Here is a 20910-nt window from a genome sequence, read left to right as displayed (position 1 = left end):
GAAGGCAAGGCAAGCGATCGACAAAAGGGCAATCAACAAAAGGGGAATGCCATGACCAACGACAATCCGATCCATTCCAGCGTCCCGGCCGGCATCAGCCGCCGCTATTTCCTGCAGGTGACGGCAGCCGGCGTCGTGACAGCCACCGCGCTCGGCGCATCCGGCCTGAAGGCGAGAGCCGCGGCCTATGAAAAATTCACCTGGATCTCGCCGCGCGGCACGCTCGAAGTGCTGGACGACTATCCCTACTGGTCGGCGAAGAAAGCCGGCTATTTCGGCGACCTCAACACCGACATGCAACCGGGCCCCTCGGACGGCACTGCGACGGTGAAGTTCGTCGATGTCGGCCAGGCCGACATGGGCTTCCCCTCTCCCGGCGTCTTCTCCTTCGCCATCCAGAACGGCATGAAGCTGAAGTCCGTCTTCCACATGGGCGCGCGCGACACCTTCAGCATCGCTTTCCGCAAGGGCCAGGGCACCAAGAACCTCAAGGATCTCGAAGGCAAGACCATCCTGCTCGGCTCCGCCGCCTGGCAGGCGATCGTCGATCCGCTGCTTGCGGCTCAAGAGGTCGACATCAAGAAGGTGAAATATGTCGAGGCCGGCTGGCCGACCTGGGGCACCGCGCTTGCTGGCGGCCAGGGCGATGCAGCACTCTCCTGGGAAGGCTTGCGCGCCGAATGGATCGCCAAGGGGCTCGATTTCGAATACTGGCTCGGCGTGCAGAATTCCAAGCTGCCGGCCAACACCTTCGTCGTGCGCACCGCCGACCTCGAGGATGCCGACAAGAAGGCATTCCTGGAGAAATACCTGCGCGGCTGGGCGATGGGGCTCGAATTCGGCTACCAGAACCCGCGCGCCTCGGTCGAGGCCGTGTTCGAGCAGTTCCCGACGCTCGCCAAGAATCTCGGGCCGGAACTCGGCACAACCTCGATCCTGCAGCAGATCAACGTCTTCCGCGGCGACATGGACAAGCGCGGCGGCTGGGGCTCGCACGACATGGCGAGCTGGCAGGGCTTCTTCGACGAGATCCTCAAGATTGGCCAGATCACCGCGCCGGTGAAGGCAGAGGATGTCTGCACCAACGACCTGATCCCGGCCGCCAACGACTTCGACAAGGCCAAGGTCAAAGCCGATGCCGAAGGCGTGAAGCTGTCGGAAGGCTTTGCCGCGCTCGACGTCGAGAAGATCAAGGCGCACCTGTTCGACTCGGCAGTGAAGTGAGGGAGCTGGCTCCTTTCCTCTCCCTCCGGAGGGGGGGAGAGGAAAGGGCCGGGCAATGGGCGGCGATCGATCGCCGCCCATGATTGAATCAAGAATTAGGGAGGCTGACATGGCCGACAAAGTAAGAATCCTGGTGGTTGGTCTGGGCAACATGGGGGCCTCGCATGCCAGCGCCTATCACCGCTCCGAAGGCTTCGAGATCGTCGGCATCATGAGCCGCTCGATCAAGAGCAACAAGAAGATCCCGAAGGAGCTGGCCGGCTATCCGCTCTATGAGGATTTCGACTTGGCGCTGAAGGAGACCAAGCCCGATGCGGTTTCCATCAACAGCTGGCCGAACACGCATGCCGAATATGCGCTGAAGGCGATCGCCGCCAACTGCCATGTCTTCATGGAAAAGCCCCTCGCCACCAACATCGCGGATGCCGAGAAGGTGGTGGCCGCCGCGCGCGCCAAGAACCGTAAGCTGGTGCTGGGTTACATCCTGCGCGTCCATCCATCCTGGATCAAATTCATCGAGGTCGGCAAGACGCTCGGCAAGCCGCTGGTGATGCGTTTGAACCTCAACCAGCAGAGCAGCGGCACCGCCTGGCACTGGCACAAGAACCTGATCGACTCGCTGATCCCGATCGTCGATTGCGGCGTGCATTATGTCGACGTCATGTGCCAGCTGACCGGCGCCAAGCCGGTGCGCGTGCACGGCATCGGCGCCAAGCTGTGGGCCGAGGCCGACAAGCAGAATTACGGCCATCTGCACGTCACCTTCGACGACGGCTCGGTCGGCTGGTATGAGGCGGGCTGGGGTCCGATGATGAGCGAGACGGCCTATTTCGTGAAGGACGTGGTCGGCCCGAAGGGTGCCGTCTCGATCGTCGCCGGCCAGTCGGGCAGCGGCGCCAAGGATGCCGAGGAGGTGTCCGACTCCGCCGACATCGACCGCCACACCAAGACCGACGCGCTAAAGATCCATTATGCGCAGGTCGACGGCGACAAGAATTTCTCCAAGCCCGACGAAATCATCAGCATGGAGGACGAGCCCGGGCACCAGGAACTTTGCGACCGCGAGCAGGCCTTCTTCCTGCGCGCCATCCGCGAGGACCTCGATCTCAGCGAGCAGATGGATGCGGCGGTCAATAGCCTGCGCATCGTGCTGGCGGCCGAGCAGAGCATCGCGGAAAAGTGCACCGTCGAGTTGGCGTGAAGGTTCCCGGTCACCGGTCGCGCCAGTCCCCTCATCCGGCCGCTTCGCGGTCCTCTTCTCCCCGGGCGGGGCGAAGAGGAATGCCGGCGCTGACAATCTCCTCTCCCCCGGGGAGAGGTCAGCCAAGCGAAGCGGAGACTGGGTGAGTCCACCGAGCCATTCTCAGCCTTCAGCTAGGACCTAACGGGAGGAAACACATGGCCGCGATTTCGGAGAGCCTGCTCGAGACCTACACCGCTTCCGACGCCTTGGCGCTGGCCGGCCTGGTGAAGCGCGGCGAGGTTTCTCCCGCCGAGCTGGTCGAAGCGGCGATCACCACGATCGAGCGCCTCAACCCCTCGCTCAACGCGGTCGTCCATCGCCTCTACGACATGGCGCGCGCCCAGGCGGCGACGGTGGACAAGAACGCGCCTTTTGCCGGCGTGCCCTATCTGGTCAAGGAGCTCGCCTCGTCCTGGAAAGGCGCGCCCAACACCAACTCCTGCTTCTACCTGAAGGATTTCGTCGCCGATTCCGACAGCGAGGTGGTGCGCCGCATCAAGGCGGCGGGCCTGGTGCTCGTCGGCAAGTCCAACGCGCCGGAGAATGGCTGGTCGATCACCACGGAGCCAAAACTCTACGGGACGACGAGGAACCCATGGAAGGCATCACGCCGGGCGGCTCCAGCGGCGGCGGCGCCGCCGCGATCGCTTCGCGCATGGTGCCGATCGCCGAAGCCAGCGACGGCGCCGGCTCGATCCGTGTGCCCGCGTCCTGCTGCGGCATCGTCGGGCTGAAGCCGTCGCGCGGTCGGGTCAGCCTCGCGCCCTTCGGCGACTATTGGTATGGCGGCGCCTATTTCCTCTGCTGCTCGCGCACGGTGCGCGACACCGCCGCCTATCTCGACGCGGTGGCTGGCGCCCTGCCCGGCGACCCCTACACGCCGCCGGTTCCCAGTGACAGTTGGCTCAGCCTCTCCGCGCGTGCGCCGAAGAAACTCCGCATCGGCTTCACCGTCACGCCGCCCAACGGCACGGCGATCGATCCCGAAGTCAAGGCGACCGTGCTTTCCACGGCTGCCGCGCTCGAACGCCTCGGCCACGACGTCGAGCAGCACGACATGCCGCTCGATGCCGACGCCGTGTGGAAGACCTATACCGACATGACCTGCGTACAGACAGCCGCCACGTTCGGCTTCTTGGAGACGCTGGTCGGCCGGCCAGTCACCCCGGACGATGTCGAACCGGTGACCTGGGCGATCATCCAGCGCGGTCGCGCGACCAGCGGCATCAAGCATATTTCCGACGTCGAGCAGTTGAGGCTGATCGGCCGCGACATCGTCGGCGACCTCTCCCCCAATGACATCTTCATCACCCCGACACTGGCACAGCTGCCGCGTCCGCTCGGCTACTATGACATGTCGGAAACCGACCTCGACCGCTACAACGCCAAATGGGGGCGACGCGGTTTTCAACTTCCCCTTCAACATCTCCGGCCTTCCGGCGATCTCGCTGCCGGTCGGGCAATCGGCCGGCGGCGTGCCGATCGGCGTCCAGCTCGTCGGCCGCTATGGCGACGAGGCGACGGTGCTGGCGCTGTCCACGCAACTTGAAGAGGAGATGCCGTGGAAGGACCGGCGACCGGCGCTCTGAAGCGCTTGAGGCATCGGCGCAAGGGAAGCGCCCTTCTCGGCTGCATGGCGCACTGGTTCACCCAAGGGCCCGGGCCAAAACCCCTATAGAATTCCTATATCTTTCCCATCCTTCCCGTCTCGAACCTTTATGGCGGTCGGGTCCATATCTTCCTTTGAAAAGCGCTTCGATCGCCGCAGCCAAGGTGGCGTGCGTCCGCGCGCCGTTTTGAACCCGCAAACACAGACAAGGAAGACCTGCAATGGACCTCATAGTTCTCGGGATCGGGGTTTTGTTCTTCGTCCTGTCCTTCGCCTACGTCAAAGCCTGCGACATGATCTGAGCGGAAGAGCCGGACCATGCTTTTCGATTACACGCTCGGCGGCGCCGTGACCTTGTTCCTGCTCGCCTACCTCACCTACGCCCTGATCCGCCCAGAACGCTTCTGATCGGCGCACGGAAGGTCACATCATGACACTCAACGGCTGGATACAGATCCTCGTTTATTGCGGGATCCTGCTTTTGCTCGTGAAGCCGCTCGGCCTCTATATGCACCGCGTCTTTAGCGGCGACCGCACCTTGCTGTCGCCGGTGCTCGTTCCGATCGAACGCGGGCTCTATCGTCTCGCCGGAACCAGCGACAGGCAAGAACAGCACTGGGCCGTCTACGCGACCGGCATGCTGCTCTTCAACCTCGCCGGCTTCCTGGTCCTCTATGTGCTGCAGCGGCTGCAGGGCGCCCTGCCCTACAACCCCGCCGGCATGGCGGCGGTCGAGCCCGGCCTCGCCTTCAACACCGCAGTCAGTTTCGTCACCAACACCAATTGGCAGAACTACGGCGGCGAAAGCACGATGTCGTACCTCGTGCAGATGGCCGGCCTCACCGTGCAGAACTTCGTCTCGGCCGCCACCGGCATTGCCATCGCCATTGCGCTCATCCGCGGCTTCGCCCGCGCGTCCGGCAAGTCGATCGGTAATTTCTGGGTCGATCTCACCCGCTGCATGCTCTACGTGCTCCTGCCGATTTGCGTCATGCTGACGCTCGCCTATGTGTGGCTCGGCATCCCGCAGACGCTCGGGCCGTATGTCGACGCGACCACGCTGGAAGGCGCCAAGCAGATCATCGCGTTCGGGCCGGTCGCCTCGCAGGTCGCCATCAAGATGCTCGGCACCAATGGCGGCGGCTTCTTCAACGCCAATGCCGCGCATCCGTTCGAGAATCCGGACGCGATCTCGAACCTGATCCAGATGCTGTCGATCTTTGCGATCGGCGCCGCGCTCACCAACGTCTTCGGCCGCATGGTCGGCAGCGAGCGCCAGGGCTGGGCGATCCTCACCTCCATGGGCGTGCTGTTCCTGGTCGGAATCGCCGTCTGCTACTGGGCGGAAGCCGCCGGCAACCCGCTGGTCCATGCGCTCGGTATCGACGGCGGCAACATGGAAGGCAAGGAGACGCGCTTCGGTATAGCTGCCTCGGCGCTGTTCGCCGTCATCACCACGGCCGCTTCCTGCGGCGCCGTCAACGCCATGCATGACAGCTTCACCGCGCTCGGCGGCATGATCCCGCTCATCAACATGCAGCTCGGCGAAATCATCGTCGGCGGTGTCGGCGCCGGCTTCTACGGCATCCTGATGTTCGTCGTCGTCGCCGTCTTCGTCGCCGGCCTGATGGTCGGTCGCACGCCGGAATATCTCGGCAAGAAGATCGAGGCCAAGGAGGTCAAGATGGCGATGCTCGCCATTCTGTGCCTGCCGCTGGCGATGCTCATCTTCACGGCCATCGCCGTGGTCCTGCCGAGCGCCGTCGCCTCAATGGCCAATGGCGGCCCGCACGGCTTCTCGGAAGTGCTCTATGCCTATACCTCGGCCGCCGCGAACAACGGCTCGGCCTTCGGCGGCCTTTCCGGCAACACGCCCTGGTACAACATCACGCTGGGCATCGGCATGCTGATGGGCCGTTTTCTGGTCATTGTCCCGGCCTTGGCCACTGCCGGCTCGCTGGCCGGCAAGAAGACCGTGCCCGCCTCGGCCGGCACCTTCCCGACCGACGGCACGCTGTTCGTCGGTCTGCTGGTCGGCGTCATCGTCATCGTCGGCGGCCTCACCTTCTTCCCGTCGCTCGCCGTCGGTCCGATCGTCGAGCACCTGGCGATGATCCATGGACAGATCTTCTGAAATGACCATGCCCCGCTTCAACGACATACGTCGCAACGACCGTCACCGGACCGGTGACGGGAATGGAAGGGACGAGAAGCCTCGTCCCTTCCCGACGCTCTCAACCTTTCTAGGCATGGCGGTCGTGCTGTTCGCGCTGTGGCTGCTGGCCACCGGCCTTCCGCACTTGTTCCCGAAGACCGAACACCCGGCGCCGTCCAACATAACCGATACCGGAGTGCAAAAATGAGCCAGTCCAAATCCGCTGTTATCATGGACCCGCACATCCTGGTGCCCGCCATCGGCGGCGCCTTCCGCAAGCTCGATCCGCGCACGCTGGTCAGGAATCCTGTGATGTTCGTCGTCGCGGTCGTCTCGCTGCTCACCACCGTGCTTTTTCTCCGCGACCTGATCGCCGGCGGCGGCGATCGCCGCTTCACGCTGCAGATCATCATCTGGTTGTGGTTCACCGTGCTGTTCGCCAATTTCGCCGAAGCCGTGGCCGAGGGCCGAGGCAAGGCGCAGGCCGACTCGCTGCGCAAGGCGCGCACCGAGACTGAGGCCAAGCTGCTCGTCAACGGCGACCGCGACAAGTTCAAGCTGGTGCCGGGCACCAGCTTGAAGGTCGGGGATGTCGTGCTGGTCGAAGCCGGCGACATCATCCCCGCTGACGGCGAGGTGATCGAAGGCGTGGCCTCGGTCAATGAGGCCGCGATCACCGGAGAATCCGCGCCCGTGATCCGCGAGTCCGGCGGCGACCGCTCGGCCGTCACCGGCGGCACCCAGGTGCTCTCCGACTGGATCCGCGTGCGCATCTCCGCCGCCTCCGGCCAGACCTTCCTCGACCGCATGATCTCGCTGGTCGAGGGCGCGGAGCGCCAGAAGACGCCGAACGAGATCGCCCTCAACATCCTGCTGGTCGGCATGACGCTGATCTTCGTGCTGGCGACCGCGACCATCCCGAGCTTCGCTTCCTATTCGGGCGGCTATATCCCGGTGACGATCCTCGTCGCGCTGTTCGTCACACTGATCCCGACCACGATCGGCGCGCTGCTGTCGGCCATCGGCATCGCCGGCATGGACCGGCTGGTGCGCTTCAACGTGCTTGCCATGTCCGGCCGCGCCGTCGAGGCCGCCGGCGACGTCGACACGCTGCTCCTCGACAAGACCGGCACCATCACCCTCGGCAATCGCCAGGCGACCGAGTTCCGTCCGGTCAAGGGCGTCACCGAGCAGGAGCTTGCCGACGCCGCCCAACTTGCTTCGCTCGCCGACGAGACGCCGGAAGGTCGCTCGATCGTCGTGCTGGCTAAGGAGAAATACGGCATCCGCGCCCGCGACATGGCGACCTTGCACGCCACCTTCGTTCCCTTCGCCGCACAAACCCGCATGAGCGGCGTCGACATCGACGGCTCCTCCGTGCGCAAGGGCGCGGTCGACGCGGTGCTCAATCACGTCAATCAGGCGACCGTCGCCGCCCATGGCGCGCGTCCGACGACCGAAACCATCCGCGACCTGCAGGCGATCGCCGACGAGATCGCCAAGGCCGGCGGCACGCCGCTGGCGGTCGAACGCGACGGCCGCCTGCTCGGCGTCGTCCACCTCAAGGACATCGTCAAGGGCGGCATCCGCGAGCGCTTCGCCGAGCTGCGCAAGATGGGCATCCGCACGGTGATGATCACCGGCGACAACCCGCTTACCGCGGCGGCCATCGCCGCGGAGGCCGGCGTCGACGATTTCCTCGCCCAGGCCACACCGGAGAACAAGCTGTCGCTGATCCGCGAGGAGCAGGCGAAGGGCAAGCTGGTCGCCATGTGCGGCGACGGCACCAACGACGCGCCGGCGCTCGCCCAGGCCGATGTCGGCGTCGCCATGAACACCGGCACGGTCGCCGCGCGCGAGGCCGGCAACATGGTCGACCTCGACAGCGATCCAACCAAGCTGATCGAGATCGTCGAGATCGGCAAGGCGCTGTTGATGACGCGCGGCTCGCTGACGACCTTCTCGATCGCCAACGACGTGGCCAAGTATTTCGCCATCATTCCGGCGATGTTCGCGGTCTTCTACATGGCGCCCGGCCAGTCCGCCGGCCCGCTGCAGGCGCTCAACATCATGCATCTGGCGACGCCACAGAGCGCCATCCTGTCGGCCATCATCTTCAACGCGCTGATCATCATCGCGCTGATCCCGCTGTCGCTGAAAGGCGTGAAATACCGCGCCATCGGCGCCGGCTCGCTGCTCACCCGCAACCTGCTGGTCTACGGCCTCGGCGGCATCATCGTCCCGTTCGTCGGCATCAAGGCGATCGACCTGATCGTCACGGCCCTCGGCCTCGCATAAGGATTGATCCGATGCTCAAGCAACTCAGACCCGCCTTTGTCATGATCGTCTTCTTCACGGTGCTGACCGGTCTGATCTATCCGATCGGCATGACCGGCATCGCCCAGGTGCTGTTCCCGAACCAGGCCAATGGCAGTCTGATCGTCAGGGAGGGCAAGGTGATCGGTTCCAGCCTGATCGGCCAGGGTTTCGCCGGCGACCGCTATTTCCACGGCCGGCCGTCAGCCGCCGGCAATGGCTACGACGCGACCTCCTCCGGCGGCTCGAACCTCGGCCCGACCAATCCGAAGCTGATCGAACGCATCAAGGGCGACGCCGAGAAGCTGAAGGCCGAAAACCCCAATGCGCCGGTGCCGATGAACCTGGTCACCACCTCCGGCAGCGGGCTTGATCCCGACATCAGCCCCGACGCCGCCTATTTCCAGGTGCCGCGAGTCGCCAAGGCACGCGGCATGGGCGAGGCCAAGGTGAAGGGGTTGGTCGACAGCCATGTCGAGGACCGCGAGCTTGGCGTCCTCGGCGAGCCGGTGGTCAACGTTCTGGCACTGAATCTGGCGCTGGACGAGCTGAAGTAAATCCGCTCCGCGCCGGGGATCGACACGGTCTCCGGCGCAATTCATGATTGGACTGATGCCGGACGACAGAACCGACCCCGAGAACCGCCCCTCTCCCGACGCGCTCCTCGAACATGCCGGGCGCGAGGGCCGCGGCCGCCTGCGCATATTCCTCGGCGCCGCGCCCGGCGTCGGCAAGACCTACGAGATGCTGATGGCGGGCCGCGCCCGCCGCGCCGACGGCATCGATGTCGTGATCGGCGTCGTCGAGACGCATGGCCGCAAGGAAACCCAGGCCTTGGTCGACGGCTATGAGGTGATCCAGCGCCGTCTGGTCGATTATCGCGGCCAGACCTTGGACGAGATGGACATCGACGCCATCCTGAAGCGGCGCCCCGCTCTCGTCCTGGTCGACGAGCTCGCCCACACCAACGCGCCCGGCAGCCGGCATCCCAAGCGCTATCTCGATGTGCAGGAGATCCTGGCGCAACGCATCGACGTCTACACCACGCTCAACATCCAGCATGTCGAAAGCCTGAACGACGTCGTCGCTCAGATCACCCGCGTCAGGGTCCGCGAGACGGTTCCCGATTCCATCATCGACGAGGCCGACGACATCGAGGTCATCGACCTCACGCCCGACGACCTGATCAAACGGCTGCAGGACGGCAAGGTCTATTTCCCCAACACCGCGCAGCGCGCCATCGACAACTATTTTTCGCCGGGCAATCTGACGGCGCTGCGCGAACTGGCGCTGCGCCGCACCGCCCAGCGCGTCGACGAGCAGCTGCTCAACCACATGCAGTCGCACGCCATTCCAGGGCCGTGGGCGGCCGGCGAGCGGGTTCTCGTCTGCGTCGACTCGCAGCCTGGCGGGGCGGCCCGCATCCGCTATGCGCGCCGGCTCGCCGACAGGCTGCGCGCGCCCTGGACGGCGCTGCATGTCGACACGCCGCGCCTTGCGGGCCTCTCCGAGGAGGACAAGGACCGCCTGGCCAGGAACCTGCGTCTCGCCGAACAGCTCGGCGCCGAGATCGCCACCATTCCCGGCCAGAACGTCGCTCAGGACATCGTGCGCCACGCGACGGCGAACAACTTCACCCATATCGTCATCGGCAGGCCGACCCGCTCGCGCTGGCGCGAGCTGATCGAGGGCTCGCTCACCTACGACCTGATCCGCAACGCCGGCGACATCAGCGTCCATGTCATCTCGGGCGCCGAGCGCGATGCCGACGTCCCCTCGGCGCGGGTGAAGGCGGCGCCCGAGCAGAAGCCTTTCCAGATCTGGCCCTATCTGTTCTCGACCGCCTATGTCGCCGGCGCACTGGCCGTCAGCTCGATCCTCGACCAGTTCCTCGACGTCCGCAATCTCGCCAGCGTGCTGCTTCTGGCGGTGCTGACCGCAGCCGTGAGCTTCGGGCTCTGGCCGGCGCTCTATGCCTGTTTTCTCTCCGCGCTCGCCTTCAACTTCTTCTTCCTCGAACCGCGCTACACGCTGACGATCAGGGATCCGGAAAGCATCGTTGCCTTCACGGTCTTCCTCGTCGTCGCCATCATCGCCAGCAACCTGACGGCGCGCGTGCAGCGCCAGGCGGTCGCCGCACGTTCGCGGGCGCGCGCCACCGAGGACATCTATTCCTTCTCCAAGAAACTCGCCGGCGCCGGCACGCTCGACGATGTTCTATGGGCCACCGCTTTCCAGATCGCCTCGATGCTGAAGGTCCGCGTCGTGCTGCTTTTGCCGGAAAACGGCACCATCACCGTCAAGGCCGGCTATCCGCCGGACGACACGCTGGCCGAGGCCGATATCGCGGCCGCGCGCTGGGCCTGGGAGCACAACCGCGCCGCCGGCCGCGGCGCCGACACGCTGCCCGGCGCAAAACGTCTCTATCTGCCCTTGCGCACTGGACGGACCGCGATCGGCGTCGTCGGCCTCGACAATGACAAGCAAGGGCCGCTGCTGACGCCCGAGCAGCAGCGCTTGCTGGATGCCCTCGCCGATCAAGCCGCGGTGGCCATCGAGCGTGTCCAGCTCGTCGCCGACGTCGACCGCGCCAGGCTTGCGGCTGAAGCCGACCGGCTGCGCTCGGCGCTGCTGACCTCCATCTCGCACGATCTGAAGACGCCGCTTGCAGCGATCATGGGCGCGGCCGGCACGCTGAAGGAATTCGCGCCGGCGCTGCCGGAAAAAGATCGCGCCGAGCTTCTGTCGACGGTCGTCAGCGAGTCCGAGCGGCTAAACCGCTTCATCGCCAACCTGCTCGACATGACCAGGATCGAGTCGGGCGCGATGGAGCCGAATTACGCGCTCCATTATGTCGGCGATGTCGTCGGCTCGGCGCTGAACCGGGCGCAGAAGATCACCGCCGAGCACAGAATAGAGACCGACATTCCGGCCGACCTGCCCATGTTGCGGCTCGACCCGGTTCTGTTCGAGCAGGCTCTGTTCAACCTCCTCGACAATGCCGCCAAATACGCCTTGCCCGGCTCTGCCATCCGGCTCCAGGCCTGGGTGGACAACGGCGCCGTCATCCTGCAGGTGATGGATGAGGGACCGGGCATCCCGCCGGACGACCTGGAGCGGATATTCGACACCTTCTACCGCGTGCGCAAAGGCGACCAGGTGCGCGCCGGCACCGGCCTCGGCCTGTCGATCAGCCGCGGCTTCATCGAGGCGATGGGCGGCACGATCGCGGCGGCCAACCGCGCCGACCGTCCAGGCGCGATCTTCACCATCCGCATGCCGTTACCGGCTGAGTTGCCGGCGCTCGGCGCACCGGTTACGGATGATGTGGCATGACAAATCAGACCGTCTCTATTTTGGTCGTCGACGACGAGCCGCCGATCCGCAAATTGCTGCGCGTCGGCTTGGGCAGCCAGGGCTATGCGGTCTCCGAGGCGCCGAGTGCCAAGGCGGCGCTCGAACTCATCCAGACCGCACGCCCCGACCTCATCCTGCTCGATCTCGGCCTGCCCGGCATGACCGGCCTGGAACTGCTCGGCAAATGGCGAAGCGACGGCCTCGATATTCCGGTCGTCATCCTGTCCAGCCGCACCGACGAGGCGGGCATCGTCCAGGCGCTCGAGCTCGGCGCCGACGACTACGTGACCAAGCCCTTCGGCATGAACGAGCTGGTGGCGCGCATCCGGGTGGCGCTGCGCCACAAGTTCCAGCGGCAGGGCGAAAAGCCGGTGTTCCACACCGGCGACCTCTCCGTCGACCTGGTGAAGCGCATCGTCAAGGTCGAGGGCAAGGAGGTGAAACTGTCGCCCAAGGAATACGACATCCTGCGCATCCTCGTGCAATATGCCGGCAAGGTGCTGACGCACCAGTTCCTGATGAAGCAGATCTGGAACGACTCGACCGACGTCCAGTATCTCAGGGTCTATGTCCGCCAGCTGCGGCAGAAGGTCGAGAAGGCCCCGGACCAGCCGCGCTACATCATCACCGAGACGGGCGTGGGCTATCGTCTGCGCGGGGCGGACATAAACGAATGAAGGCGACCGGCTTCGCCGATCGCCCGGCGTGAAACCTTGCCGTCCGCTCAGTCCGCCAACAGGTCCGCCGTCCGCGCCAGCGCGCTGTCGAAGCCGTTGAGCGAGATGGTGAAGGAGATCGGCTGCATGGTATCGGCCGCCGTGGCGTTGATCTTAAGCGTGGTGCCGTTCTGCAGGAGCGGCGTTGTGTCGGCGTCGAACGTCACCGGCACCAGGCAACCCACCGCCTGGCAGGTGTTGAATTGCAGCGTGCCGTCCAGCTTCTTGTCATCGATCTCGAGCGAGATGCCGTTGGCCAGGGCAAGCCCGAAGGGCAGCGCCAGCGTGCCCGTGGAGTCCTGGCCGGTCTTGGTCGTCAATTCGATCGCCAGCAGCCGCTGGCCGCTCTGCTTGTTGAACTGCTGATGCGACAGGCTACAGACCTTGTTGGCGCCGGTGACCTGGCAGTTGACCGTCCAGTCGCCATGCGTTTCCGACAGCGCCGAAGCGCCGCCCGGCAGCTGCGGCTTGGCCGCCGCCCCGCCGGGCTGGGCCGCGGGCGCCGCCTTGTCGCTCTTGTTTTGCGCTGCAAATCCGGCCGCCGGCACACCGGCAATGCAGGCGACTGCCAGCATCGCAGCGATAGACGCGTACTTCGTCCTCATGACATCCCTTCTTGGCCGCCGTCCCGCGTCAGCTCGAAGCTGACCTTGAGAGACGCGCTGACCGCGTTCTGCTTCACCGTTTCACGAAAGCGCCGTTGTATCTGATCGCCAATCCGACGCCGTTGACGCCATTGAGCTCCAGCCCGGCGCCGACCCGATAGAGCGGCGAATCGATGGCTTCCGTCAAGTGCAATGCCGGGTTGCGGGGCAGATTCTCGGCAGCGGCGAAATACCCTCGATCTCCCATTGTCTGGTGGAGAACTCTCGCCTTTCCGCAGATGCGGAAACTGGCGACCTCGCTGACCGGGATATCGGCCGACCTCCAGCGCCGGCGTTACGGCGTCCGATCGCGCGGCGTCCTTGAGCCGCATCATGTTTCGCAGTCACCCATGGCGTTATCGGCCACCCGCACTATATGATGATGCATGGTTTTTCGTTTGGGAGCCGCGCGGATGCTTCGTCGCACCTTGGCTGTTCTTGCCGGCGCCGTGCTGGCGACCTCGGTTTCTCTGATTGGGCCGTCTTATGCGCAAATCGTCATCCCGACGAACCGCAATGCATTGGTGCAGCAGAATGAGCTGCAGCAGCTGCAGAACCGGTTGCAGCGGCAGCAATACCAGCAGCAGCAGCAAATCTATCGCGAGCTCGACCGGCCGACCCCGCCCAGGAGCCAGCCCGATGTGCCGATATATGACAAGAGATGCAGGATGGAAGCGGTCGGCAACACGATCTCCAGGATCTGCCGCTGACATTTGTTTTTTTCCGTTTATTAGCCGACTTACTTGCTCACAAAATGCGGATTGCAAGGGCGGTGGTTTTGGAGCAATTCCAGGAAAAGTGTGACACGGCTTCCGTCAGGAATTGCCTCAAGGCAGGGAAATAGAGCGGCTCGCCGTTTCCAACCGAAACGGTGAGACGCTCCAGGGTTTGCAGGAGGACAGGTTTTTGCTGCGCGGAGAGCGTGCGGCGAAACGCTGCTCTCACCGGAATTTGGGATGGCAACGACCAAGAAGAAAGCAGTTCGCAAAGCCAGGAAAGGCCAACGGATCCGCCAGGTGGCGGCCATTCCGTATCGGTTGCAGGAGGACGGCAGTCTTGAAGTGCTGCTGGTCACCTCACGCACCACGCGGCGCTTCATCGTGCCGAAGGGCTGGCCGATGAAGGGCAAGAGCGGGCGCAAGGCGGCAACGATCGAAGCCCAGGAGGAGGCGGGCGTTGTAGGCAAGGCGCTGAAGCAGCCTGCCGGCACCTATTCCTATTGGAAACGCATGACCGACGGCTTCATCCGCGTCGACGTGGCGGTCTACCTGCTGCAGGTCACCGAGGAGCTTGCCGACTGGCAGGAGGCCGCGAACCGGCAGCGCGCGTGGCTGCCCGCGGCCGACGCCGCATTGCTCATCGACGAGCCGGAGCTTTCGACCCTGCTGAGGGATTTGACCATTCCGCCGGGGGACCCGGTGTGACAGCCATCTATTCGGTGTCGTTCGGGAGCGGCCGTACCGGCGTGCCGGTATAGGCCCATAGCCACTCCCTGGGCAGCGGCCCCTTATTGCGATCGCTTTGCTGCGACTGTTCCCAGGCGTGCGCCAGAATGCCGACCGACCGTGACAGCACGAACAGGCCGCGCGTCAGCGCCGGGGGGAAGCCGAGCTCGCCATAGATGACGGCGGTGGCGCCGTCGATGTTGAGCGGGATCGTTTTGCCCTTGCGTGCGGCGACTTCCGCCTCGATCGCACCGGCAATATCGGCGAAACGCCCGCCGATCACGCCGCGCGCGGCGAATTCCCGCGTCAGCTCGATCAGGCGCGGCGCGCGCGGATCGATCGGATGGAAGCGATGGCCGAACCCTGGCACGTAGCCTTTATCTTCGACGAAAAAACGATCCAGCCGCGCCTTCACCGCGTCGACCAGGGAAACGCCGCCATCCATCGTCGCGGCGATATCGCCATAGAAGGAAAGCGCCTGTTCGCCGGCGCCGCCATGCACGTCGCCCAGTACGTTGATGGCCGAGGCCATGGCGTTGTTGATGCCGACGCCGCAGGTAGCGGCCATGCGGGCGATCGCGATCGACGGCGCCTGCGGGCCATGATCGACTGCGGCGCCCAACGCAATGCCGAGCAGCGCCGACTGCTCCTCGCTCGGCAACTCGCCGCGCAGCATCAGCCAGATCATCGCCGGGAAGCTGGCGCGGCCGATCAGGTCCTGGATCTCGTAGCCGCGCAGCCGGATGACGCCCGGCCGCATCTCGATGATGGAGGTCTGCCACCATTCCTCCGCGCGCTCGCGGCCAGTCCTTTTCTCCCCGCTCATGCTCGCGCTCTCGATGTATCGCGCTCGGGCAAGGCGGCGAACACCTCGTCCATATGCTCGCCGAGGCGCGGCGGCGGCTTGGCAGGTACCGGCGCGGCGCCGTCGACCATGAAGCCGCCGCGCACCACCGTCAGCGGGCGATCCATGCCGGATACCCCTTCGAAGGAGGTTGCCATGGCGCGCTCCGTGACCTGAGGCTCCTCGAGCACCTGCGGGATCGTCAGCACCCGTCCCGCCGGCACGCCGGCCCGGTTGAGTTTTTCTTCCCAGATCGCGGCGGATGCGCCCGCAAGCGCGTCCTCGATCAGCACCTTCAGCGCGGCGCGGTTCCGCTTGCGCGTCTCGCGCTCGGTGAAGCGCGGATCGGAGGCAAGTTCCGGCCGTCCGATAAGCCCGCATAAAGTGACGAACTGCTCCTGTTTGTTGGCGGCGATGTTGAGCAGCCCCTCGCCGGTGCGGAATGCACCGGAGGGCGCCGCCGTCACGTTCTCATTGCCCATCGGCCGCGGCTCGACGCCGGCAGTCAGATAGTTCGACACCGGCCAGCCCAGCGCCGACAACGTGCATTCGAGCATCGAGACGTCGAGGAACGCCCCCTCGCCCGTCGTCTTCTGCTTGACGAGAGCCGCGGCGACGGCGAAGGCCCCGACGAGCCCGCCAAGCGTGTCGGCAACCGGATAGCCGACGCGAAGCGGCGCGGTTTCCGGCGTGCCGGTGATGCTCATAATCCCCGACAGCCCCTGGATGATCTGGTCATAGGCCGGATTCCCGCGCATCGGCCCGGTCTGGCCGAAGCCGGATATCGCGCAATAGACAAGGCTGGGGCGGGTCTCCCTCAGTTTTTTATGACCGAGCCCCAGGCGCTCCATGACGCCCGGCCGGAAATTCTCGACCAGCGCGTCGGCCGTGGCGACCAGATCGAGAAAACGCTCGCGGCCGTCAGGGTTCTTCAGGTCGAGCACCACCGATCGTTTGCCGGCGTTCTGCGCCAGGAACGATGCCCCCATGCCGGCGCGGTTGAGCTCCGGCGAGGCGCCGAGCTGACGCGCCAGATCGCCGCCCGGCGGCGCCTCGACCTTGATGACGTCGGCGCCGAGCAACGCCAGCTGATAAGCGCAGTAGGGGCCGGCCAGCACATTGGTGAGGTCGAGGACGCGGATGCCGGAAAGCAGGTCTGTCATGATGCTCCAAATGACTCAGGCATCGCCCGGCACATGCTCCGGTCCGCGCCTGCGGCGCTGCTGGATCCAGGCCCAGATATGCGGCCCGACCAGGCCGAGGAAGGCGAGCGCCAGCAACGTCAGCGAGAGCGGGTGCCGATAGAACACCGTCCAGTCGCCATTGGCGATCGTCATCGCCCGGCGGAACTGCGTTTCGGCGAGCGGCCCGAGGATCATGCCGATGATCACCGGCGCAGTCGGGAAATCGAAGCGCCGCATCAGGAAGCCGGCGGCTCCCAGGAGATAAAGGATGACGAGGTCGATCGGCGACTGCGAGATGCCGTAGGTGCCCACGGTGGCGAACACCAGGATGCCGGCATAGAGCTGCGGCGCCGGAATTTTCAGCAGGCGCACCCAAAGGCCGATTAGCGGCAGGTTGAGGACGACAAGGATGATGTTGGCGATGAACAGGCTGGCGACCAGGCCCCAGACGAGGTTGGCCTGCGTCGTCAGCAGCAGCGGCCCGGGATTGATGCCGTAGCTCTGGAAGGCCGAGAGCATGATCGCGGCGGTCGCCGATGTCGGCAGGCCCAGAGTAAGCATGGGGACGAGCACGCCGGCCGCGGACGCGTTGTTGGCGGCTTCCGGCCCGGCAACGCCTTCGATGGCGCCGACCGTGCCGAACTCCTCCTTGTGTTTCGATAGCTTCTTCTCGATGGCATAGGACAGGAAAGTCGGGATCTCGGCGCCGCCGGCCGGCAGGGCACCGATCGGGAAGCCGATCGCGGCGCCCCTGAGCCACGGCTTCCAGGAACGCGCCCATTCGGCGGCCGTCATGTAGAGCGAGCCCTTGAGCGGCACGATCTCGTCCTTGCCGGCATAACGGCGCGAGGCCATGTAGAGCGTTTCCCCGACCGCGAAGAGGCCGACCGCGACAATGATGACGTCGACGCCGTCGAGCAATTCGGCCGCGCCGAAGGTAAAACGCGGCTGCCCGGTCTGCAGGTCGACGCCGACCATGCCGATGACGAAGCCGGCAAACAGGCTGGTAAGCCCCCGAACCGAAGACGAACCCAGCACCGCCGAAACGGTGATGAAGGCCAGCACCATCAGCGAGAAATACTCGGCCGGCCCGAACTTTATTGCGTATTTGACCACGGTCGGCGCCAGAAAGGCGACGCCCATCGTGCCAAGCGTGCCGGCCACGAACGAGCCGATCGCCGAGGTGGCGAGCGCAGCGCCGCCGCGCCCCGAACGCGCCATGCGGTTGCCCTCGAGCGCGGTCACGATAGTCGCGCTTTCGCCGGGCGTATTGAGCAGGATCGACGTCGTCGAGCCGCCATACATCGCGCCGTAATAGATGCCGGCAAACAAAATGAACGAAGCCTCGGGCGCCACCTGATAGGTGATCGGCAAAAGCAGCGCGATGGTGAGCGCTGGCCCGAGGCCAGGCAGCACGCCGATCGCCGTTCCAAGCGTGGTGCCGACGAGGCACCACAACAGATTGGTCGGCGTGAAGGCTACCGCGAAGCCATGTGCGAGATGACCGAGCGTGTCCACTGCCTCAGCCCCCTTTGCCGCTGAAGGCGGCGCCGAGCAGCGCGTTGAGCTGGTTCTCGATCACGCCGGCGCCGATGTTGACGCCGAGCGCCTTGGCGAAGCCGAAATAGGCGGCAAACGCCAGCACAAGGCCGAGCAGCGCGTCGCGCAGCGGGTGCCGACTGCCAAAACCGAAGCAGACCAGCACGAACATGATCACCGAGGCGGCGGTGAAGCCGAGCGGCTGGATGAGGAGGAGATTGGCGACCAGGCCCGCCGCCACGAAGCCCATCGCCTTCCAGTCGGTTGGCGTTTCCTTTTCTTCCTGAGGCTGCCAGCCGCCGCGAATAGCGGCAAGTATGAGCAGCAGCGAAAGCACGATCATCCCGGCCATGGTGATGTACGGGAAAACGGTCGGGCCGACCTTGGAGTAGAGCGGCGACACCGGGATCGCCAGCGTCTGCCAGGCGACGGCGCCGGCGCAGATCAGCAGCCCGATGCCGATGAGCAGTTCGGGTAAGGCAAGACGCGGGGCTGACGCCTGCTGCTTGCTGGTGCTCATGATATCCTCCCCGGATCGCCGGCTCGCGGCCGCCGGCTTCGCCGCAGTTCGTTTGGCAGCACGGTTCGCATGCTGTCGCGGAGGCGGTGCCGCCCCCGCGATCCGGTTGAAGCGGCGTCAGGCCAGACCGAGATCCTTGAGGATGGCGCCGATGCGGGCGGTGTCCTCGGTGACGAACTTGGCGTAGTCGTCGCCGGTGAGCAGGATCGGCGTCCAGTTGCGGTTCTTGCATTCCGTCGCCCAGGCATCGCTCTTGGCCATGGTCTCGACCAGCTTGATCATCGCGGCTTTGTCGTCATCGGAGATGCCGGGCGGCGCGAAGACGCCGCGCCAGTTGAACAGCTCGACATCGATGCCGGCCTCCTTCAGCGTCGGCGCATCGATGCCTTCCTGGCGCTTGTCGGCCGAGATGGCGAGCAACCTCAGCGCGCCCGCCTTCACCTGCTCGGAGAACTCGCCGTAGCCGGAAATGCCGGCCGCGACCTGGTTGCCGAGCAGCGCCGACAATGCCTCTCCGCCGCCCGCGAACGGCACGTAAGAGAGGTTCGCCGCCGGCACGCCTGCCGTCTTGGCGATTAAGCCGAACAGGATGTGGTCGGAGCCGCCGGCCGAGCCGCCGGCGACCGGAACCTTGCTCGGATCGGCTTTCAGCGCGGCGACGAAATCGGTGGCCGTCTTGAATGGCGACTCCGCCGGCACCACCAGCGCCTCGAACTCGCCGGTGAGGCGGGCGATCGGTGTCACCTCCGTAAGGTTGTTGGCGGCTTTGTTGGCAATGATGGCGCCGACCATGACCATGCCGGCGACCATCAGCGAATTGCCCTTGCCTTTCCACTGATTGACGAATTGCGGCAGGCCGACCGTGCCGCCTGCGCCGCCGACATTGGTGATCTGCGAGCCGGAGATGAGCTTCTCGGAGCGAAGCACCTGGTCGATCGCGCGGGCCGTCTGGTCCCAGCCACCTCCGGGCGCCGCGGGGACGAAAATCTGAAGTTGCGGCGTGTCCTGCGCGAACGCGGGCGTGAGATGCAAGGCCGCGATACCGGCGGCGCCGGCTGCCGCCGTGCCCGCCAGGAAATTGCGTCTGTTCAGCATGGGCTTCCTCCAAATCACGACACCTCCTCCGGTGCCTGCCAAGACGTGGCCTGACCTCAGACCCGCAAAGAAGTTCAAGCAAATGTTACCGCGTTCTGTCAATGGGAATGGCATTCTGCTAGACAGAACGACTTCGGCGGGACTAAACCTGCGTGTCCGGGTCGGTCCGGATAGGCGACCGCGATGAAACCACCGTTGAAATGACAGACACGACCTCCAGCCCGTCATCGGCCGACGGCGTTGCGGCGCTCGACCGCGCCATTGCCATCCTCGACGCCTTCACCACCGCAGACCGCTCGCTCGGCCTCGCCGAGATCGCTGCCCGTACCGGCCTCTACAAAAGCACGATCCTGCGGCTCGCCAATTCGCTGATGCGCGGACAATTGCTGGAGCGTCTGGATAACGGACGCTATCGCATCGGGCCTGCCACGTTCCGGCTCGGCGCACTCTACCAGCGTTCGGTCGTGGCGATGGATATTCTTTCGCCGATCATGCGCGATCTTTCCGAGCAGAGCTGGGAAAGCGTCGCTTTCTATGTTCGCTCCGGCGACCTTCGCACCTGCCTATACCGAGTGGAGTCGAAGCATCCGATCCGCTACACGATCCGGGAGGGCGACGTACTGCCTCTGCTTGTTGGTTCCGGCGGCCGCGTGCTGGCCGCCTTCTCCGGCCAGCAGGGCGAGCCCTACGAGACGATCCGCAAGACCTACAACTACGTTTCAATCGGCGACCGTGATCCGCAGACCGCCGGCATATCGGCGCCTGTCTTCGGACCGGGACGGACGCTGCTGGGGGCGCTGACGCTGGCTGGCCCCAGCACGCGCGTCGACGCGGCCTTCCTCGAGCGCATGAAAGCCCCGCTGCTCAAGGCGGCGGCGCGCGCCACCCGCGCCTTCGGCGAGGATGCATCGATGCTGGACGAAGCCGCCAACGCAGAGGACGGATCTTAGCCAGCCATTGCGATTTGCCCTGGTGCCCTCATTCGCTGGTTGACTCATACATATCCCAGTGGTTATACG

Annotated in this window: 19 protein-coding genes and 1 pseudogene; 14 read left to right on the top strand and 6 right to left on the bottom strand. The window is 65.2% G+C overall.

The genetic code is table 11. The annotated features are described in order from the left end of the window. Window positions 1–51: 51 nt before the first annotated feature. From P9273_RS30345 to P9273_RS30290, 11 genes and pseudogenes are all read left to right on the top strand, one after another. Window positions 52–1224 carry an ABC transporter substrate-binding protein gene (locus tag P9273_RS30345; RefSeq protein WP_278052168.1) on the top strand — a complete coding sequence of 391 codons (1173 nt, stop codon included), beginning with the start codon at window positions 52–54 and terminating at the stop codon, window positions 1222–1224. 109 nt (window positions 1225–1333) lie between these two features. Then, window positions 1334–2425 (top strand): Gfo/Idh/MocA family oxidoreductase, encoded by a 1092-nt coding sequence (locus P9273_RS30340; RefSeq protein ID WP_278052167.1) that lies wholly within the window; start codon window positions 1334–1336, stop codon window positions 2423–2425. Window positions 2426–2622: 197 nt separating this feature from the next. Beyond that, a pseudogene (locus P9273_RS32465) lies at window positions 2623–3776 on the top strand (amidase); the annotation flags it as partial. Beyond that, on the top strand, window positions 3763–4056 hold the full coding sequence (locus P9273_RS30325) for an amidase family protein (protein ID WP_336619411.1): 294 nt from the start codon (window positions 3763–3765) through the stop codon (window positions 4054–4056). The pseudogene P9273_RS32465 and the gene P9273_RS30325, both read left to right, overlap by 14 nt. A gap of 338 nt (window positions 4057–4394) precedes the next feature. Then, a complete protein-coding gene (locus P9273_RS30320; protein WP_095804300.1) occupies window positions 4395–4484 on the top strand; it encodes a K(+)-transporting ATPase subunit F in 90 nt (29 codons plus the stop codon). A 22-nt stretch (window positions 4485–4506) separates the two neighbouring features. Then, window positions 4507–6210, top strand: a complete 1704-nt coding sequence (kdpA, locus tag P9273_RS30315; protein WP_278052164.1) for a potassium-transporting ATPase subunit KdpA — start codon at window positions 4507–4509, stop codon at window positions 6208–6210. Then, window positions 6194–6439 (top strand): hypothetical protein, encoded by a 246-nt coding sequence (locus tag P9273_RS30310; protein WP_278052163.1) that lies wholly within the window; start codon window positions 6194–6196, stop codon window positions 6437–6439. The genes kdpA and P9273_RS30310 overlap by 17 nt, the downstream gene beginning before the upstream one ends. Next, entirely contained in the window at window positions 6436–8529 is a 2094-nt protein-coding gene (gene kdpB, locus P9273_RS30305; protein WP_278052162.1) for a potassium-transporting ATPase subunit KdpB, read from the top strand. Before P9273_RS30310 ends, kdpB begins: the two co-directional genes overlap by 4 nt. An 11-nt stretch (window positions 8530–8540) precedes the next feature. After that, window positions 8541–9104, top strand: a complete 564-nt coding sequence (gene kdpC / locus P9273_RS30300) for a potassium-transporting ATPase subunit KdpC (RefSeq protein WP_278052161.1) — start codon at window positions 8541–8543, stop codon at window positions 9102–9104. Window positions 9105–9159: 55 nt separating this feature from the next. Beyond that, entirely contained in the window at window positions 9160–11883 is a 2724-nt protein-coding gene (locus P9273_RS30295) for a sensor histidine kinase (protein WP_278052160.1), read from the top strand. Beyond that, window positions 11880–12581: a response regulator transcription factor gene (locus P9273_RS30290; protein ID WP_278052159.1), complete on the top strand. Its 702-nt coding sequence runs from the start codon at window positions 11880–11882 to the stop codon at window positions 12579–12581. Before P9273_RS30295 ends, P9273_RS30290 begins: the two co-directional genes overlap by 4 nt. Window positions 12582–12628: 47 nt before the next feature. On the opposite strand, the gene P9273_RS30285 is transcribed toward P9273_RS30290, so the two are convergent. After that, the gene (locus P9273_RS30285; RefSeq protein WP_278052158.1) at window positions 12629–13225 is read right to left on the bottom strand and encodes an invasion associated locus B family protein; all 597 of its coding nucleotides are present in this window, start codon (window positions 13223–13225) and stop codon (window positions 12629–12631) included. A 452-nt stretch (window positions 13226–13677) separates the two neighbouring features. Here P9273_RS30285 and P9273_RS30280 point away from each other — a divergent pair, with 452 nt between their 5' ends. Continuing rightward, the gene (locus tag P9273_RS30280; protein WP_278052156.1) at window positions 13678–13974 is read left to right on the top strand and encodes a hypothetical protein; all 297 of its coding nucleotides are present in this window, start codon (window positions 13678–13680) and stop codon (window positions 13972–13974) included. Window positions 13975–14220: 246 nt separating this feature from the next. Beyond that, a complete protein-coding gene (locus P9273_RS30275) occupies window positions 14221–14688 on the top strand; it encodes an NUDIX hydrolase (protein WP_278052155.1) in 468 nt (155 codons plus the stop codon). Window positions 14689–14695: 7 nt separating this feature from the next. Here the strand turns inward: P9273_RS30275 and P9273_RS30270 are convergent, their stop codons facing one another. From P9273_RS30270 to P9273_RS30250, 5 genes are all read right to left on the bottom strand, one after another. Further along, on the bottom strand, window positions 14696–15535 hold the full coding sequence (locus P9273_RS30270) for a citryl-CoA lyase (RefSeq protein ID WP_278052154.1): 840 nt from the start codon (window positions 15533–15535) through the stop codon (window positions 14696–14698). Then, on the bottom strand, window positions 15532–16716 hold the full coding sequence (locus tag P9273_RS30265; protein ID WP_278052153.1) for a CaiB/BaiF CoA transferase family protein: 1185 nt from the start codon (window positions 16714–16716) through the stop codon (window positions 15532–15534). Before P9273_RS30265 ends, P9273_RS30270 begins: the two co-directional genes overlap by 4 nt. A gap of 15 nt (window positions 16717–16731) precedes the next feature. Beyond that, complete coding sequence (locus tag P9273_RS30260) at window positions 16732–18255, bottom strand: tripartite tricarboxylate transporter permease (protein ID WP_278052152.1); 1524 nt, start codon at window positions 18253–18255, stop codon at window positions 16732–16734. Window positions 18256–18259: 4 nt separating this feature from the next. Further along, window positions 18260–18796: a tripartite tricarboxylate transporter TctB family protein gene (locus tag P9273_RS30255; RefSeq protein ID WP_278052151.1), complete on the bottom strand. Its 537-nt coding sequence runs from the start codon at window positions 18794–18796 to the stop codon at window positions 18260–18262. A gap of 117 nt (window positions 18797–18913) precedes the next feature. Then, entirely contained in the window at window positions 18914–19891 is a 978-nt protein-coding gene (locus tag P9273_RS30250) for a Bug family tripartite tricarboxylate transporter substrate binding protein (RefSeq protein ID WP_278052149.1), read from the bottom strand. A 200-nt stretch (window positions 19892–20091) separates the two neighbouring features. Here P9273_RS30250 and P9273_RS30245 point away from each other — a divergent pair, with 200 nt between their 5' ends. After that, on the top strand, window positions 20092–20841 hold the full coding sequence (locus tag P9273_RS30245; protein ID WP_278052148.1) for an IclR family transcriptional regulator: 750 nt from the start codon (window positions 20092–20094) through the stop codon (window positions 20839–20841). The last annotated feature ends 69 nt before the right edge of the window (window positions 20842–20910 follow it).

This window comes from Mesorhizobium sp. WSM4935 (assembly GCF_029625735.1).
Classification (GTDB): Bacteria; Pseudomonadota; Alphaproteobacteria; order Rhizobiales; family Rhizobiaceae; genus Mesorhizobium.
This window is presented reverse-complemented; position numbering and strand designations above follow the sequence as displayed.